The sequence below is a fragment of the Photobacterium sp. DNB22_13_2 genome (genome assembly GCF_052873915.1).
In genome coordinates this window covers 42,434-59,962 of the sequence record NZ_JBNNXU010000016.1, presented here as the reverse complement: position 1 = coordinate 59,962, position 17,529 = coordinate 42,434, and the positions used below count along the sequence as shown (strand labels likewise).

Here is a 17,529-nt window from a genome sequence, read left to right as displayed (position 1 = left end):
GGCAAAAAATTCTAAAGCTCAATTCCTGAAAAAATAGCTTTATCCACTGAGCGTGTATTTACATTCATTCCATACGAACACACCAGAACCAGTGTAACAAATGTAAAAATTCAAAAAACAAACCACTAAGTTTCAATAACTTAACCATAAATATTTCTTTAATCCCGCCTCCTTAAGATCATTTCACTATTACTACACGGAACTAAGTAATAAAACATAAAACAAGCACTTACGAGGTGCTACACACAATAAAATTAGGAATTATGAAATGAACAAAAAGCTAATTGCCCTAGCAGTAGCAGCCGCGGCAGCATCATCTTCTGTACATGCATTGGAAGTTTATAATGATGGTACTAACACCTTCTCTGTAGGTGGTCGTTTGGCGGCAAGTGCTCGTTTCTCTGATGGTGACTCTGATCTTCGTAACCAATCATCACGTATTAACTTTGGCTATACTCATGCGTTAGAAAGTGGCTGGGATATCGGTACTCGTGCCGAATGGGCATACGATGCGCTGGCAAACAGCTCGGAAGGTAGCCATATTTCAAACCGTCTTGGCTACATCACCGCTGATAACGAAGATTTTGGTAACTTCACTCTTGGTAAAGCATGGTCAGTTCACTACGACGTAACCGGTAAGACTGATATTTTCTGGGTTTACGGTGGTGACACGGCGGGTAACTACGATGGTATCTCTGGCGATGGTGGTGTACATGGTACCGGTCGTGCGGATGATGTAATCCAATACCGCAATAACTTCTACGGTGTTCAAGTTGGTCTTCAATACCAATTCCAGGATTCAAATCTAGATCGCAACGAGGCGGGTAATGTGGTTGGCGGTTACGATCGCGATTACGGCTATCAGGCAATGGCGGGTTATGACTTCGATACCGGTATGGGTATCCTTGGCGTAAGCGGTGTATATGGTGAAACGAAATTTGACGATCGTGCAGACGCCAAAGTTGCTAACGCAGTTGTTTCTTATGAAAACGACGCACTATTCCTAGCGGCAAACTACGGTCAGTTCCGTAACCATCAAAAAGCTTCTGGCGATGTATTTGCCGATGCTAAAACAGCTGGTGGTAGCAACGATACCATTAAAGAAGCAACGGGGCTTGAACTTGCCGCAACTTATGACATCAACCAATTCCAACTTCTAGCTGGCTATAACCAACTTGAAGATGATAATTCCTCTGCTAAGCATGCTTATGCCACTTTAGGTGTAGCTTACTTCACAGGTCCAGTAATTCTTGCCGCTGAATACCAAATTGATGCAAACAGCAAAAATGCATTTGGCTCTGACGCAGGCCTAGATGACGAACTAGCACTACTTGTTCGCTACAACTTTTAATCGCTCAACTCTGTTTCGCTAAATTGTGTTCATTGTGTCGAATTGATTTGACGAGTTATTTTTTTACGGGCACCAGGAAGGTGCCCTTTTTTTACTGCACAGCAAAAGAAAAATACGTTTTAGGGTGCGGCTCATCAATCAATGTGAAATGCCACCACTCTTCTTTTAACGGTTTAAAGCCATTCTTAAGCATCATTGCTTGCAATAGCATTCTATTAGCTCTTTGCTGAGCAGTGCTTTTAGGCGAACTGGGCCAAGAGGCTTTTCCAAAGTAATCCCAGCCGGTTCCCATATCCAGCTCTTCGCCACTAGCAAGATCAATCAAAGTAAGATCAACCGTACTTCCCCTTGAGTGACCAGATTTTGCGGCAATATAACCATCGCGGAATAAATTTTTCTTCTTAACCGTTGGGTAGTATTTCTCCTTCATACGCGTATCGGATAAATCTTCAGCCCAACGAACAAAATGGTCGACGGCAGGCTGCGGGCGATACGCATCAAACACTTTCAACCCAAGACCAAAAACACTTAACTCTTGCTGCACCTCAGCCAGCGCTTCTGCTGTTTTCAGGGTGCTTATCGCCTTTGCGGCTGTGTAACCATTAATTCGTTCACCAACAAAATTATCGCTACTGAAATACCGGATATCGACCACAATGGTTGAATTGACTTGCTGAATATCAACAAAACCTTCAGGCAAAGACTTAGCAACTGAATGCGAACCAGTAAGTGCCACTAGCACCAGAGAAAAAATGAAAACAAAAGGCGACCTGTTGGACATATACTGACCCCATTCAAAAGATACTGCTGCCACTACAACTGTAGTGGAGTACCCACCTTATGTTTTTTGCCGTCAGATTTTTTAGAGCAAGCCATAATTTTAATGTAATACCAGATTTTGTTTCATTGTATTTGATGGCTAATGTTAGCTTTAAAATCAACATACTACGAATTTTGATTTATGGTGAAATTAACTCCCGTCGAGCGTTCCGATCACATTTCACCAACCTTGTTTACAACCAATCCATCTATAAAAACGACTGGTATTAACGATTGGTTACAAAGGCCACTAATCGGCTTGTCAAGACTTGAAGATCAGCTGGGTTAGTGGTTTGATCTGCGCCTTGCTGAGTTTCACCTTTAATGCTCAACAGGGTGAATAAGCTATATATAGAATTGTATATTTCAGTTCATAGCAAGCAGCAACACAACAAAATAACAGTAAGGTGCATTCATAATGGCGAAATCCCCAACCGCTTCGGAAGTCTCTCAAGCCGTCGATATCGAGTACCAATCCACTTCAATGGAGATTTGGGACACTAAGTATCGTTTGAAATCAAAGCACGGAGAAGCTATTGATGTCACGCTTGACGATACTTTCAAACGCGTTGCCCGCGCATTGGCAGATCTAGAAAAAGATGACGCTAAAGATCATTGGTATAACGAGTTTCTTTGGGCACTCCGTAACGGGGCTATTCCTGCTGGGCGTATCACGTCAAATGCAGGCGCATTCGAACACAAACCTGCAACGTCTACCATTAACTGTACCGTATCAGGCACCATTGAAGACTCTATGGACGATATTCTGGGTAAAGTGCATGAAGCCGGCCTAACCCTGAAAGCGGGTTGTGGTATCGGTTACGACTTTTCTACCCTGCGTCCACGCGGTGCTTTTGTCTCTGGCGCTGGCGCATACACATCTGGCCCGCTTTCTTTCATGGATATCTATGACAAGATGTGTTTCACCGTCTCTTCTGCCGGAGGCCGGCGCGGTGCACAAATGGGTACCATGGATATCCGCCACCCGGATGTTATCGAATTTATTCGTGCCAAGCGTGAAGATGGTCGCTTACGTCAATTCAACCTATCACTGCTGATTAATGAAGACTTCATTGAAGCCGTTAAGAATGATGCACCTTGGCAACTTATTTTCCCAATTACAGCGAAAGAAGCGAAACAGGATAAGCTAGATCTTGAGAACGATGACACTATCCTGTGGGCTGACTGGCCAAGCAAAGAAAACTTGGTTGAAGACGCAGAAGGCCGTGTAGCATGTAAAATCTACCGCACACTTCCTGCCCGTAACCTGTGGAATGTCATTATGACCTCCACGTATGACTATGCTGAACCCGGCTTTATTCTTATCGATAAAGTGAACCAGATGAACAACAACTGGTTCTGTGAAGAGATCCGAGCGACAAACCCATGTGGTGAGCAACCACTACCGCCTTATGGTGCTTGCTTACTGGGATCAGTAAACTTAACTAAGTTTGTCCGCGAACCTTTCACTGATAATGCGCACTTTGACTGGGATGGCTACCGTAAGGTTGTCGCTATCTTTACCCGCATGCTCGATAACGTGGTAGAAATCAACCAGCTTCCACTTGAGAAGCAGCGCCATGAGATCACCAACAAACGTCGTCACGGTATGGGCTTCTTGGGTCTGGGATCAACCACAACTATGCTCAAGCACAAGTACGGAAGTTCAGCCTCTGTTGCTTTTACCGAGCAGGTAGCGCAAGAAATGGCGATCACGGGTTGGAAAGAAGGCCTGAAGCTCGCCAAAGAAAAAGGTGTGGCACCGGTGATGGAGGAAGAGTTCGAAATCACTGCCAAAATGCTACGCCTACGACCTGAGATGGCAAATGACGGGATTAAGGTTGGCGACAAGGTGAAAGGTAAAGTCCTTCATGCTAAATACAGCCGTTACATGCAGCAGGTCGGTGAAATAGAGCCTAAGCTGGTTGACGATCTCGCTAAGCATGGCTGCCGATTCACCCACCACAGCTCAATTGCACCGACAGGTACTATCTCACTGTCTTTAGCCAACAACGCCAGCAACGGTATTGAACCAAGCTTTGCGCATCACTATACCCGTAACGTGATTGTTCCGGGCAAGAAGACCAAAGAAAGTGTCGACGTTTACAGCTTCGAATTGTTGGCGTACCGCAAGCTGGTCAACAAAAAAGCCGTGCCCTACACGACCGATGAAGCCTGCCAGCTACCTGAGTACTTCATTACGGCTGATGACATCACGCCAAGCCAGCACGTAGAAGTACAGGCTGCCGCACAGCGCTGGATTGACTCTTCTATCTCGAAGACGGCAAATGTACCAACCGACTTCCCGTTTGAAGACTTCAAAGACATCTACATGGATGCCTATGACAAGGGACTAAAAGGTTGTACGACCTTCCGCTTCAATCCAGAAGTCTTCCAAGGCGTATTAGTGAAAGAGAAAGATCTCGAAAACACCACCTATGTTTTCACCCTTGAAGATGGCTCGACGTTTGAGGCCAAGGGTAATGAACAAATCGAATACGATGGCGAAACTCACTCAGCAGCAAACCTTTATGATGCCTTGAAAGAAGGCTACTACGGTAAATTTTAAGGTATAGGTTAAAAACACATGACAAAGAAAATCGACGGCAAAATTGTTGCCTTCAAAGTGAAAAGTAAAGAACAAGAAACAGTCCAAGCTGCTCCAGCTGTACCTGAATATGAAGTACAGCACATGCATGAAGACATGCCGCGTCCAGATAAGCTGCTTGGCACCACCTACAAGTTGAAAACACCAGAGCATATCTCTGAGCATTCACTGTTTATCACAGTGAATGACGTTGTACTGAATGAAGGAACCGAGCATGAAGTTCGTCGCCCATTCGAAGTGTTCATCAACTCTAAGAGCCTTGAGCACTTCCAGTGGATTGTTGCGCTCACCCGCATCATGTCAGCAGTATTCCGTAAAGGCGGCGACTGCACATTCTTGGTTGAAGAGCTACGTTCTGTATTTGACCCTCGCGGTGGTTACTGGAACAAAGGCAAGTATGTCCCTTCACTGATTGCTGAAATCGGCAATGTGATCGAACAACACCTGACTGAAATTGGCATGCTAGGCAAACCAGAAGTTGATGAGCACCAGCAGGCCTTCCTTGATGCTAAGAAAGCGGAGCTTGAAGGCAAAAAAGAAGATAAGGCTGTAGAAGAGTCTGGTAGCTTCCCGCCAAGCGCGACACTTTGTTATAAGTGCCACAACAAGTCAGTGATCATCAAAGATGGTTGCCAGACATGCTTAAACTGCGGCGACTCTAAATGTGGCTAACAAATAGTTAGTCGTCATGACAAAAAACTGCCAAATGGCAGTTTTTTTATACCCGTATATTCTTAAAAAAGAAATTATGTATTTATAAAAAACATATTCAGTTCAATAAGAATAATCATATGTAAAAAACTAAACCAAAAAAACAAAAAACAAAAACCAATCAATAAAAAAACACCTTTTTTCATATAGTTAAAACAATCCTCACCCACTTATTTGTTCATGTTATTCATGGTTATCTGAATTTAGAAAGCAAGACAAGCTGTAAAATCTATCATTATTACATTAAAAGCTGACACAAGAGATAAGGGCAAAAAAATTCAGCCTTGATGTCAAATTTAGGGAATATTTTTGGACCAATCACAAAGTGCTAGATAAACATCTAGCACCATGGTTGCGTTAATCAATCTTATAGCTAGATCTAATAAATAAAAAATAGGTAAGCATATGATTTATAAAAATAAAAAGTTAGCCTTGGCCTCTATGCTGGGGCTACTCTCAACACCAATATGGGCTAGCGGGTTTCTACTTCCTCCAGCAGTTACAGGAAACTTAATCGCGATAGAAACCGATTGTGAGTGCATATTAGAAATTACGCCAAATAAGAAAATTTCCAAGTTGCTTGAAGAGTATGACATCCTTAAAGCCATCAATAACCATGAATACGGATATGCTTATTACAAAGACATAACCTTCTCTAATAGAGGCATAGTAACCTTAAAAGATGGTTCTGTTATTTTCCCTGTCGGTGCATTTGAAGACGATGAAAATGATGATAATAATGGTGACCCTGATACGGATAAAGAATTTTTACTCAAACTAGATTCATATGGCAATTTAACAGTACTCTTTGACAGTGATGATGTCGACCAACCGCCATACCCTGCTGATGCTATCGATTTTGATTTTGAAGGGGTTGTGCTAGGTTTTGACGGTAATCTTTACTTAGGCGTCGACGGCCAATCTAACAATGAAGAAAATCAGACTAATTTCCTTGATGATATTTATCGGATTAATCCCTACTCTGGCTATTCCTCTGTTTTTGCAACCAAAGCTGAATTTGATGCCTTAGGTAAAGATTTCGACTTTGATATTCAGCCTGCGATTACTGCTGATGATAGATATATCTATGTCGCTTCTGATGATACCCCTAATGCTGTTTTCAGAAAAGCTTACAAAAATGGTAGAGCAGAAATATTTGCCGTTGGTCCAAATGTTAACCCACACTCACTAGAGAAGGAGTTCTTCATTTGGTTAGAGAATAACGATTACAATCCATATCTATCGAATAAAAAGTACTACCCGAAAGATAAAGATGCACCATTTAAGCCTACGAACATTTCAGGGAAATTTACTATTACCCTAAGTCACGGAGACTATGACCAGACAACATACCCTATCCCATGGGATGCCAAGCCTAACATTGTTGCTAAAGCAATTTCTAAGGCCATAGGAAAAAAAGTAGCAGTCATGGGACGTGGGACACCAGGGCAACCGTGGACATTTGACTTACCGGACGGGTATGACATCGATGGCATCAATGATGATTATATTTATGGTGCGTCGATCCAAAATGAACGAGATGATGACGGCGGTAGAGAAGCTAATGAAGCAAATAGCCACATCGAAGCGCTTGCGATTGACGCCAAATACGGCACCCTCAAGGATATTGAAATAACAGCTCGTATTGCTGATGATGATGAAACAATTAGTGATGAATTTGATTTAGAGGTGGGTGAAAGTGCTGCTTCAGTTAAAACAAAAATAATCGAAAATTCACTGCTCAGTCAATACGATGTTGATGTCACTGGGCATGGCACACTTAAATCACCTTGGATTTTTAAATTTAAAGGAGATTTTAATCGTACGGAAATTGAGTTTAATTTTAATGGGTACGAATATATACAAGAGGAAGATGTCAGGACAGGTACAATTCAAGATGCACGCGCCTTTGACGACCCAGATGGCTTTATGACAAGAAAGCATGATGCGTACATTACCCTTGAAGACGATTCAAGTGCGCATTTCTTATATAATATTGACCCTCGCGGCAAAGTGTCGACTCTCGTCACCGAATGGGAGTTCATTCTGGCTAACAAAGGGCCTGTCGACATCGAAGGTGGTTTGGCATACGATAATAAAGGCTACCTATATGTAAGTAATCACAATGATAATGACAATGATAAAGGTGGAAATATCTTCAAGCTTTCCCCTGCTGGTCACCTTTCAATATGGATAGATGCAGAGGATATCACCAAAATCACCTATGGCGACGAAGAGGATGTGGCTGTTGAAGGCGTTGCTTTTGCCCAGTCCTCTGGCTTCAAAAGTTCATATTCTTCACCTTGGAAGTATTAGCAACGAGCTCTACCACACAACATAATGACTCATTACACAGATAAAGAAAGCTACCACTGGTAGCTTTCTTTTTGGCTAGCTATAAATGTTAGTAACGCCGAAACAGTACTAATATTTATAAACCGTCTAACTCAGCCAGTTCAGATTTCAGCTTTGATATTTTTTTATTTTTCTCATCAATTTTACGTTGATACTTTTCAATTTTATCAACTCTATTATCTCGTTTTGCTTTATCAAGATCTTCGTTATAATTTTCTATATCTTCCAAAGCATCATCAATATTTTTTTGTATCTCTTCTTGTAACCCTTCATTTGTGCAGTATTTTTTGGCGTGATAAAGCGCTTTTTTTAACCCATTGATCTTATACTCGTTGTTTTCAGATTGGGCGACTGATAATTTATGCTCTATTTCGCAAAATTTCCTTTCACACCCTTTCAAACTACCACAACCTGCAGCTAATACACTTGTTGAAAAGCCTAAAAGAACACTAATACTCAATGCGTAGAGAGACTTCACTGAAATTACTCCTCATATTCTAATTATTTGTCTTACAATTCTATCAACATACGGCGCACTGAATGTGAACAACCTCTCACTTTTGCTTTATCTTTCATTCTCTACGTACAGCCCAGCTTAGTTTTAATTTACACACAGCCCTTAACACATTCACCGTGGATATATTAAAACCACGAACAATCCCCAAAATGTACAAAAATAGATATCATCATTAATTAAATTAATATATCTGAACGTTAAATCCATCTTAATTCTATCGATGGAGTCAACTCTTCTAAAAGTATCTTCATAGAAACAATTAATAGAATTGTCGTTAAAGGACATTCACAACACATAAAACCACTACCACTGGTCGAACCATTATATTTAAACCAACCACAATCAATTTTATTTTTGGTAGCAGATCACAACATCACTAAATAATATTTACAAAAATCAACACACAGCCAAATAGCGCTTCCATTGATGAATGGAAACGTATAAAAATATCCTTGTAAACATCTGATAAAGTTTATTAATTTTCATTTTTAACTGTGAGAATGATGAATTCAGCCACTTTTTCAAAAGGACTTCCAATGAGAAAAATCCCTTTGGTAGGCATTATCGCCTCCTTATTATCTCCCCATGTTTTCGCGACCGAGTATGACTGCACTGGACTACAAGTATGGAATAGTGACACAGCTTATAATGGCGGTGCCAATGTACAACATTTAGATCATGCCTACCTCGCCAATTGGTGGTCACGAGGTAGTGCACCCGATGAGTTCTCCGGTCAATATCAAGAATGGAGCTTACTCGGACAATGTGAAACCGGTGAGCCGCAGTCTCCAGTCATTGACATTACTTCCCCTCAAGACGGCGGCCAATTTGTTTTAGATAAGCCCATTTTACTGGCAGCCCAAGTAAGTAGTAAAAACTCGGAAATCAAAGAAGTTGAGTTTTTGGTAAATGGTGAGTCTATCGCCACTATCAAGCAAGAACCCTTCTTGACCCAATGGACACCGGCCCTACTCGGCCAAACAGGTATTACCGTAACAGCGACCAATATAGACAACATGACTGAATCCAGTCTGGCGAATATCACCATTGTCGACAGCGATGTTACTCTGCCACCTGAAGTGAGCCTAACCTCGCCAGGTTCTGGCAGCACATTTGACGAAGGTGATATCGTGACACTCTCTGCTGATGCCAGCAGCGAGCACGGCAACATCGAGCGAGTTGAGTTTTATCTCAACGATACCCTTGTCGGTAATGACACCAGCACACCCTTCGAGCACCGCTGGACATCAACCACAGGTAACCACGCAGTCTATGCAAAGGCAATTGACAACAACCAGCAGAGCACCAAAACAGAATCGGTCAGCTTTACCGTCAACGGCAAACAACCGGGCGGCAGCTGTAAAGATCTCCCAAGCTATGCTGAAGGCGAAAGCTACACCCAAGGCCAACTCGTTACCAATAATGACAGCCAATATAGTTGCCAGATTCCAGGCTGGTGTGGTGGTGCAGCCTGGGCCTACGAACCGGGCATTGGCTCACACTGGGAAGATGCTTGGAAACTTGAAGGGGACTGTGGCACGGCACCTGAGATCAGCTTTACCTCTCCAGCAACCGGTGAAACTCTGTTAGCTGGCATGCCGACCGATCTCGTCGTGAAAACAACCGCTGGTGACTTTGATATTACAAAAGTTCAGTTCTTTGCCAACAGCCAATTGATTGGTAATGGCGTTGTCGATGGCACTGATTATCAGCTCGAATGGACCCCGATCAATACGGGCAGTATCACATTAAAAGCCGTCGCTACCGATGAAGACAATGCTGAGGGTGAGACTTCACAGCAAGTGACAGTGACCGATCAGGCTCTGGTCATTGATCTTACCAAGCCAACCGCAGGTTCACGCTTTAGCATTGGTACACCAGTTGAAATGACGGCAGACGCAAAATCATTCCAATCAGGCATCGACCGCGTTGAGTTTTTGGTGAATGGTAAGGTGATTGCCACTGATCAACAGGCTCCTTACGCAGCTTCGTGGGTCTCTGAAGCAGCCGGTGATTACCAAGTGCAGGCCAAAGCCATTGATGGTAGCGGTAATGAGGAACTTTCTAGTGCTGTACCGTTCAGCGTCACATTGTCGACGGAGAACACACACAAGCTGGTTGGCTATTGGCATAACTTCGTGAACGGGTCAGTTTGCCCGATGAACCTAAGTGATATCCCAGCAGAATGGGATATCATCGACATCGCCTTTGCCGATACAAACCACTCTGCGCCAGGTACCAACTACTTCAACTTATTCTCCGGTGACGGTGGTTGCTCTGCCATTGATGAAGCCCGTTTCAAACAAGACATTCAAATGTTGCAAGCAGATGGACGTAAAATCGTCCTGTCTCTGGGTGGCGCAGAAGGAACAATCATTTTGAACGATGATGCATCAGAAAAAGCCTTCGTGAACAGCCTGACGGCAATCGTTCAAGAATGGGGCTTTGATGGCTTGGACGTTGACTACGAAAGTGGCTCAGGTCTCGTAAATGGCTCAGAAATTCAAAAGCGCTTACCTCGCGCATTACGTAGCATCCAAGATAAACTGGGCCGAGATTTATACCTCACCATGGCCCCAGAGCATCCGTATGTTCAGGGCGGCTACGTCAGCATTGCTAACGGGAGTGTATGGGGAGCGTACTTACCAGTGATCGACGAGACGCGTGATATGCTTGATTTGCTTCATGTTCAGCTCTATAACAATGGTGGATTAGAACACCCATACGGCGGAACAGCCCCTGCAGGCTCTGTTGATATGATGGTTGCCGCCCAGAAGATGCTGATAGAAGGCTTCCAAACGGCCTATGGCAATGGCCCGAGCTTCGAAGCATTGCGAGATGATCAAGTATCCATTGGCTTACCGTCGGGTGCCAAAGCGGCAGGTAGCGGCCAAGCCACCATTGAAGATACCAATAAAGCACTTGATTGTTTGGTGCTAGGAACAAGCTGCAGCACTGTTGTTCCTTCAAAGCGTTACGACAACTTTGGTGGCGTGATGTTCTGGTCAATCAACTGGGACGAATACTATAAGCGCACCTACTCACAAGGTGTCGGTGCTAAGTTAAGCGAGTTGAATCAACGCTAACGTTCAATTGGTGAAAAACAACGGCTTTTAGCCGGGCTGAAAATTATTCGTGACCTGATTTAACTCAGGTCACGTTTATGACTTCAACTCCCGTCTAACACTCATTTGGACAAAAATAAGATAGTTTTACCGCTTACTATGCAGATAGTATAACTAGTCCAACATCTTGTTGAAGGTTTAGGGGGAACAGCCTGTTTCCCTAATTTAATCAACAGTCTATGAGCATAGAGGCATCATATTTCGTGGCAAAGACATTTGGAATCTCTACCTTCGTCGTCACTCTGCACAGAAAGCTAAAATTACGTTAGCAACCATATTAACGATTACAGTTCGGACAATTGATCAGAGAACCAAATTTTACGCTGAAAGCGAGGATTCTTCGATGACATGTCAATTTTGTAAGGGTTAGTCTCTTCAGAGCGCTGTGGTATGTTCAGGATCTTGCACAACTCTTGAGCCAAAAATTTCTCAATTTTCAGGACAACCATTTTTTTGCGCAAACGACCTTGCTCATCACGGTTCAGAATAGTTGGCATTGTATTCAGTGTCAGAATCTCACCTAGCGCAGGGTTAAACATACGCTCACGACCTTCAGTACTTGCGTAGAAGTGTGAGACGGTAAATACCATGTGCTCAGGTTTTAACTGCTGAAGGAACTGACAGGATTTTACTACTGTTGAACCGGTACGCACCATATCGTCAAATAACACAATGCTAGGGTTGTTCAGGCCTTCGAATGTGTCTTCACTTTCTTTGTGGAGAGTAATTTCTACCTTACGTTCGGCAGTACGTTCTTTGTCTAACATGATGAACTTAGCCTTGGTTAAACCAAGTGTGTTATACATCTCTTTTACGAAGTCGCGAGCACCTTTGTCTGGCGCACAGAGAACAAGCCCTTCACCGTCTGGTCCGTAACTCAATATATTTGAATTCAACAAGTAGTGAGCGTAAATTTTGTAAGGAATGAGGTTGTAGAAACGGCCACTGAATACTTCGCTAAACATCTTCTGAACGGAAACAGAATGGTTATGCACCGTCACGACATCATCAACGCCAGCAAGCTTTAGCATCTGTGCATAAAGCTTAGAAGTAAAGGGTTGGCCATCAAACTTCTTAATGTCGGCTACATCTCTCTCAACAAGGGGATCACCCAAATCTGCACGAGGGCCACGGTCTTGAGCTGAAAAAAATAGATCAGGCTCAACCAATACCACACGGCTAGCACCATTTTCTTTAGCTGCTCGCGCGATGATAAGGTTGTGCATGGCCAATTCCTGGCGGCTTGTAACCAGATTACCGGTACTGACAATAACAACAATCTTGCCTTCTAAGCTATTGCCGATATTCTCCATGTCATTTTCATCAGAGATAAAGCGTGGGCAAAACTCAGAGTTCATGAAGTGCTTCATGCTGATTACATCGGAGATATCTTCATCCTGCCCCATTGCATATGCGACATCGATCGCAAAAGGGTTGTCGGAAGAGTTACTGACAATCACTACATCATCTGACTGTGCATTCTGGCTGCGCATGGCATTCCTTATCAATAAGAAAGAGAGTTGGTTGCGTGTATTCTATTACAGAATGTACAAAACGACAGAACCAAACATCAGTCCTCTCATCAAACCCCTCAGAATTGCAGATGGTTCATGATTTATTGGAATAAAAAACCTGAGTCTTAACCCCGCCTTAACCACTTCCCTGCTAAATATGGTCGTAATTATGCTTCTACGACAAGGTCTCATCATGTATCTAGCCAACTCGTTAAAACTGCCTCTGTGTCTACTTCTCTCTAGCACTTTATTACTGGGCTGTGGTGAACAAGCCATAAACCAAAGGCCAGCACCGGGGCCACTTCATGTTGACGTAATAGATTTAACACCTACGACATTGCGATTAACTACCGAGTTGCCAGGGCGTATTACAGCCTTTAAACAGGCAGAAGTAAGACCACAGGTGACGGGTATTCTCAAAAGCCGTTTATACAATGAGGGCTCTCAGGTAGAAGCTGGTGATGTACTTTATGAACTTGACCCAACCACCTATCAATCAAATGTTAATAGCGCACAGGCTCAATTAGCAAAAGCGTTGACGAGTGAAGATACCGCTCAAAAAACGGCAATTAGATATCAGGAGCTATTAAGAAAAAAACTGACCAGTCAGCAAGATTTTGACGATGCCGATGCCGTTTACAAAGAAGCCCAAGCTGAAGTCGCGATCCGCCAAGCAGAATTAGATTATGCAAATGTTGAACTGTCTTATACCAAAATCAAAGCCCCTATCTCAGGTCAGGCGGGACTCTCTTTGGTATCTGAGGGGTCTTTATTGACCGCAGAACAATCTTCTTACCTAACGACGATTGTACAAACCTCGAACGTCTATGTAGATATGCAACAATCTTCGCTAGCGATCACTAAAATCAGAAAAGAGTTTGCTACCTTTACGGAAAAAAATGCTGAGATCCCAGTGTCGATCACGCTAGAAGACGGTAGTGCTTATGATGAAGTGGGTCATTTAGAGTTTTCAGACACGCTAGTTTCAGACTCGACAGGTACAGTAACGCTGCGAGCCATTATTCCAAACCCGAGCAACCTATTATTAGGTGGTATGTACGTACGTGCTCATATCTCTATGCCTGAAGCTCGAGACTACCTCGTTGTACCGCAATCGGCCGTGGTAAGAAGCCAGTCTGGAGAACCTTCAGTCTTTGTGGTTAGTCAAAATAATAAAACGGTGAAAAAGCCTGTGGTTCTCGGCAATGAAATTGGTAACGGTTGGGTGGTCAAAGAAGGGCTTGTCAGTGGTGAGCAAGTCGTCATCACCAATATCATCAACATGAAAAATGATATTGCTGTTGTTGTCGATAGCGGCACAGACAGTGCCGTTCCTGCTTTGGCAAGTGAGGAATAAACCATGTCCTTATCGAATTTTTTTATTAACAGACCCATTTTTGCTTGGGTGATCTCGATTGTCATTATGCTTGCGGGTATTGCTGCAATCGTCTCTTTGCCTGTCGCGCAATACCCAACGATTGCGCCACCAGCAGTGACTATTTCAACGTCATACCCTGGCGCTTCAGCAAAAACAATTGAAGACAGCGTAACTCAGGTCATCGAACAAGGCATGACAGGGTTGGATAACCTGCTTTACATGGCGTCTAAAAGTGACTCTTCTGGTAGTGCAAGTGTTACCTTAACGTTTAGTGCAGACACCGATCCCGATATTGCTCAGGTGCAAGTACAGAATAGCTTGCAACAAGTAAGTAATCGCCTGCCGACAGCGGTACAAAATCAGGGTACCTCTGTGACCAAGAGTACATCAGGTTTTATGTCGGTGACCAACCTATATTCTCCTGACGGCAGCATGAGTGCGGGAGACATTCAAGATTACGCAAACTCAAGCATCAAAGATATCTTAAGCCGTGTGAACGGCGTGGGAGAAGTGACCATTTTCGGCCCATCTTATGCGATGCGTATCTGGTTAGACCCTGCAAAATTAAATAGCTATAGCCTCACGCCTGTTGACGTTTCTAATGCGGTATCGGTTCAAAACAGCCAAGTTACCGTTGGACAATTGGGCGGAACGCCAGCCGTTGATTCTCAGTTAATTAATGCCAGTATCACAGCGCAAAGCCTATTAACCAGCGTTGAAGAGTTCGAGAATATCTTAATTAAAGTCGATAGTGACGGCTCTCAAGTTAAGCTCAAAGACGTAGCCCGTGTAGAGTTAGCCAGTGAAGAATCTTCATCCATTCCTGCCTACATGGGTAAGGACTCTTCAGGTATTGCCATCACCCTCGCCACAGGCGCGAATTCGTTAGACACACAAAATGCGGTTGATGCAAAACTGGAACAACTTTCAAAAGGGTTCCCGGATGGACTAGAACTGGTTAAAACAACCGATAACAACTTGTTTATCCGTTTATCCATCAGTGAAGTGGTCAAAACCCTCTTTGAAGCGGTTGGGCTTGTATTTATCGTGATGTTGCTGTTTTTGCAAAACTTACGAGCAACCTTGATTCCGACGATCGCCGTTCCAGTTGTACTGCTCGGTACTTTTGGGGTTATGGCAGTACTTGGTTTTTCTATTAATATACTCACCATGTTCGGTTTGGTGCTGGCAATTGGTCTACTGGTTGATGATGCCATCGTAGTTGTGGAAAACGTTGAGCGTTTGATGCATGAAGAGAACCTTTCACCTCTTGAAGCCACAAAGAAGTCAATGGTGCAAATTACCAGTGCTTTAATTGGTATCACTACAGTATTGTCAGTTGTATTTATACCTATGGCCTTTATGTCAGGCTCAACGGGCGTTATTTATCAGCAGTTTTCATTGACTATTGTATCGGCGATGGTGCTATCCGTTATCGTTGCATTGATTCTCACGCCAGTACTGTGTGCAACACTATTAAAGCCTGTCGATAAAGAGTCTAACATTAAGTTTTTTGTTCATTTTAATAGGATGTTTGACAAGCTATCAGATAAGTACCGTTATTCCGTTAAACACGCTTTACAGCGTCCATTGCGCTTCGTATTTATCTACCTAATGCTGTTTGCAGGTACTGCTTACCTGTACAACATGCTGCCAAGTTCATTTTTGCCAAATGAAGACCAAGGTGACTTCATGGTTATGGTCACCACACCAACGGGGACCACATTACAAAAGACACAAGAAGTGATGTTGGATATCAAAGATTATTTTGAAGAGAACGAATCACACACTGTCGACCACGTGTTTACCGTGTCTGGGTTCAACTTTTCAGGCTCAGGACAAAATGCAGCAATGGCATTCATTGGCTTGAAAGATTGGTCAGAAAGGACGGAACCTGGAACCGATGTGGATTCCATTATCGGCCGTGTTATGGGCAATTTTTCAAACTACAAACACGCACAGATCTTTGCTTTTAGTAGCCCAGCAATTCGAGAGCTTGGTACTTCAACAGGCTTTGATTTTTACCTAGAAGACGTCGGTGCAGTGGGCCATGACAAGCTCATTGAAATCAGAAACCAACTATTAGGCGCAGCGGCACAAAGTCCAATATTGCAAAGAACACGACCAAACGGCCTTGAAGATACGGCGCAACTGTTCCTTGATGTCGACTATGAAAAAGCCAAAGTGCTCGGTTTAGAGATCGACGACATTAACCAGTCACTCTCGATTGCTTGGGCATCGTCATATGTAAATGACTTTATTGACCGTGGCCGCTCTAAGAAGGTTTACATTCAAGCCGATGCTGAATATCGGATGACACCAGAAGACCTGAACCTATGGTTTGTGCGTAATAACAACGGTGAGATGGTGCCAATCTCTGCTTTCAGTACTTATCATTGGGGTCAAGGCTCTCCTCAGCTACAGCGTTATAACGGTAACTCTGCTGTTGAAATTGTCGGTGAAGCCGCCTCTGGTTACAGTACTGGTGACGCGATGGATGAAATCGATAGATTAGCCGCAGAGATTTCAAACGATGTACAAGTGAGCTGGACGGGAATGTCCTATCAAGAGATCGAAGCAGGCAACCAAGCGCCAATTCTGTATGCGATCTCCATCTTAATGGTCTTCCTGTGCTTAGCCGCTTTGTATGAAAGCTGGAGCATTCCAATTGCGATTATTCTTGTTGTTCCACTTGGAATACTAGGCGCACTGGCTGCGATCATGTTGCGCGGGTTAGAGAACGATGTTTACTTCCAAGTCGGCGTTTTGACGACTATTGGTTTAACGGCTCGAAACGCGATATTGATTGTTGAATTTGCTAAAGAGCTATACGACAAAGGGATGAACATTATCGATGCAACAGTTCAAGCGTGTGAGATGCGTCTGCGCCCGATCATCATGACGTCACTAACGTTCGGGCTTGGTGTTTTACCTTTAGTACTCAGCACGGGGGCTGGTGCTAATGCACGTAATGCAATAGGTACCTCGGTCATGGGTGGCATGATGGCTGCGACACTACTGGTGCTTTACTTTGCGCCGCTGTTTTTTGTGTTGATCTGCAAACTGTTCAAGTCAGAAGACAAAGCAGAAATAGCAAATAACGCCGAACAACCAAACTGAGCAATAACAAAACGAAGTAGTAATAAAACCG

General features: G+C 43.5%; 10 protein-coding genes. 7 read left to right on the top strand and 3 right to left on the bottom strand.

What is annotated here, in order from left to right; all coding sequences use genetic code 11:
• Positions 1 to 268: 268 nt before the first annotated feature.
• Positions 269 to 1,351, top strand: coding sequence for a porin (locus ACVA58_RS20050; RefSeq protein ID WP_446512139.1), 1,083 nt, complete (start codon positions 269 to 271; stop codon positions 1,349 to 1,351).
• 91 nt (positions 1,352 to 1,442) lie between these two features.
• On the opposite strand, the gene ACVA58_RS20045 is transcribed toward ACVA58_RS20050, so the two are convergent.
• On the bottom strand, positions 1,443 to 2,165 hold the full coding sequence (locus tag ACVA58_RS20045) for a M15 family metallopeptidase (protein WP_446512138.1): 723 nt from the start codon (positions 2,163 to 2,165) through the stop codon (positions 1,443 to 1,445).
• A gap of 423 nt (positions 2,166 to 2,588) precedes the next feature.
• Between ACVA58_RS20045 and ACVA58_RS20040 the strand changes: the two genes are divergently transcribed.
• The 3 genes from ACVA58_RS20040 to ACVA58_RS20030 all read left to right on the top strand — a co-directional run bounded on the left by ACVA58_RS20040 (position 2,589) and on the right by ACVA58_RS20030 (position 7,805).
• Complete coding sequence (locus ACVA58_RS20040) at positions 2,589 to 4,739, top strand: adenosylcobalamin-dependent ribonucleoside-diphosphate reductase (RefSeq protein WP_446512137.1); 2,151 nt, start codon at positions 2,589 to 2,591, stop codon at positions 4,737 to 4,739.
• A gap of 18 nt (positions 4,740 to 4,757) precedes the next feature.
• A complete protein-coding gene (locus tag ACVA58_RS20035) occupies positions 4,758 to 5,450 on the top strand; it encodes a TSCPD domain-containing protein (protein ID WP_446512136.1) in 693 nt (230 codons plus the stop codon).
• 444 nt (positions 5,451 to 5,894) lie between these two features.
• A complete protein-coding gene (locus ACVA58_RS20030; protein WP_446512135.1) occupies positions 5,895 to 7,805 on the top strand; it encodes a hypothetical protein in 1,911 nt (636 codons plus the stop codon).
• A gap of 115 nt (positions 7,806 to 7,920) precedes the next feature.
• Here ACVA58_RS20030 and ACVA58_RS20025 read toward each other — a convergent pair whose 3' ends face one another.
• A complete protein-coding gene (locus tag ACVA58_RS20025; protein WP_446512134.1) occupies positions 7,921 to 8,322 on the bottom strand; it encodes a DUF1090 domain-containing protein in 402 nt (133 codons plus the stop codon).
• A 575-nt stretch (positions 8,323 to 8,897) separates the two neighbouring features.
• Between ACVA58_RS20025 and ACVA58_RS20020 the strand changes: the two genes are divergently transcribed.
• Complete coding sequence (locus ACVA58_RS20020) at positions 8,898 to 11,447, top strand: Ig-like domain-containing protein (protein WP_446512133.1); 2,550 nt, start codon at positions 8,898 to 8,900, stop codon at positions 11,445 to 11,447.
• Between the two features lie 323 nt (positions 11,448 to 11,770).
• Here the strand turns inward: ACVA58_RS20020 and ACVA58_RS20015 are convergent, their stop codons facing one another.
• Positions 11,771 to 12,979 carry a phosphoribosyltransferase family protein gene (locus tag ACVA58_RS20015; protein WP_446512132.1) on the bottom strand — a complete coding sequence of 403 codons (1,209 nt, stop codon included), beginning with the start codon at positions 12,977 to 12,979 and terminating at the stop codon, positions 11,771 to 11,773.
• 214 nt (positions 12,980 to 13,193) lie between these two features.
• Here ACVA58_RS20015 and ACVA58_RS20010 point away from each other — a divergent pair, with 214 nt between their 5' ends.
• Together ACVA58_RS20010 and ACVA58_RS20005 are read left to right on the top strand one after the other, a co-directional pair.
• Positions 13,194 to 14,357 carry an efflux RND transporter periplasmic adaptor subunit gene (locus ACVA58_RS20010; protein WP_446512199.1) on the top strand — a complete coding sequence of 388 codons (1,164 nt, stop codon included), beginning with the start codon at positions 13,194 to 13,196 and terminating at the stop codon, positions 14,355 to 14,357.
• Positions 14,358 to 14,360: 3 nt separating this feature from the next.
• Positions 14,361 to 17,498: an efflux RND transporter permease subunit gene (locus tag ACVA58_RS20005; protein ID WP_446512131.1), complete on the top strand. Its 3,138-nt coding sequence runs from the start codon at positions 14,361 to 14,363 to the stop codon at positions 17,496 to 17,498.
• Positions 17,499 to 17,529 lie beyond the last annotated feature (31 nt).

Bases quoted from the DNA above. Each gene is read 5' to 3' on its own strand.
- ACVA58_RS20050 (WP_446512139.1), top strand. From the start codon at position 269: ATGAACAAAAAGCTAATTGCCCTAGCAGTAGCAGCCGCGGCAGCATCA.
- ACVA58_RS20040 (WP_446512137.1), top strand. From the start codon at position 2,589: ATGGCGAAATCCCCAACCGCTTCGGAAGTCTCTCAAGCCGTCGATATC.
- ACVA58_RS20035 (WP_446512136.1), top strand. From the start codon at position 4,758: ATGACAAAGAAAATCGACGGCAAAATTGTTGCCTTCAAAGTGAAAAGT.
- ACVA58_RS20030 (WP_446512135.1), top strand. From the start codon at position 5,895: ATGATTTATAAAAATAAAAAGTTAGCCTTGGCCTCTATGCTGGGGCTA.
- ACVA58_RS20020 (WP_446512133.1), top strand. From the start codon at position 8,898: ATGAGAAAAATCCCTTTGGTAGGCATTATCGCCTCCTTATTATCTCCC.
- ACVA58_RS20015 (WP_446512132.1), bottom strand. From the start codon at position 12,979: ATGCGCAGCCAGAATGCACAGTCAGATGATGTAGTGATTGTCAGTAAC.
- ACVA58_RS20010 (WP_446512199.1), top strand. From the start codon at position 13,194: ATGTATCTAGCCAACTCGTTAAAACTGCCTCTGTGTCTACTTCTCTCT.
- ACVA58_RS20005 (WP_446512131.1), top strand. From the start codon at position 14,361: ATGTCCTTATCGAATTTTTTTATTAACAGACCCATTTTTGCTTGGGTG.